This window comes from Stenotrophomonas humi (assembly GCF_001431415.1).
Lineage (GTDB): Bacteria > Pseudomonadota > Gammaproteobacteria > Xanthomonadales > Xanthomonadaceae > Stenotrophomonas > Stenotrophomonas humi.
The window spans coordinates 1-579 of the sequence record NZ_LDJI01000052.1; the positions used below are offsets into that span (position 1 = coordinate 1).

Genomic DNA, 579 nt, shown 5'->3' on the forward strand with positions numbered 1-579 from the left:
TCGTCAGGGGCTTTACCCAAAACCCCGCTGCCAACGCAGCGGGGTTTTACTTTTCATGCAGGACACCGAGTTTGCTCGGTCCCGCATTCCTGCAGGGAACCGAATTCGAGCCGGCGCAACGCGCTGCTCCTACCGTCTTCCTGGTGAAATTAGCGCTGTGGAACCACCCGATCCCATCCCGAACTCGGAAGTGAAATGCAGCTGCGCCGATGGTAGTGTGGCCTAAGCCATGCGAGAGTAGGTCATCGCCAGGTTTTAAACCCCAAACCCCCGCTGCCTTGGCTGCGGGGGTTTTGTTTTTGGGCAATCCGAAAACAAACCGCAAGCGGCGACCGACGGGGTCCTTCGTGGCGCAGCGTCAATTACCGTCCGCATCGCTGCCAGGTGGGGGCGACGTTCGAGGTTTCCGCAGTCGATACAACCTGGGGGGCGTTTGAAGGAATACTCGCCGTCATCCACGCCGTATCAGCGCCAGCAACGGCGCGTTGCCCGATCAACGGGGGCGACAGGGATTTCTACTTCGTCGTTTCGGGGGCTCTCACCAACCCCCGCGTCCCGGCCGTTACGCCGGCGCAGCGG

1 rRNA gene is annotated in these 579 nt (G+C 61.3%); it reads left to right on the forward strand.

Annotated elements, in window-relative coordinates:
• Nucleotides 1–139 precede the first annotated feature (139 nt).
• Nucleotides 140–254 (forward strand): 5S ribosomal RNA (gene rrf, locus ABB26_RS18120).
• Nucleotides 255–579: the final 325 nt, after the last annotated feature.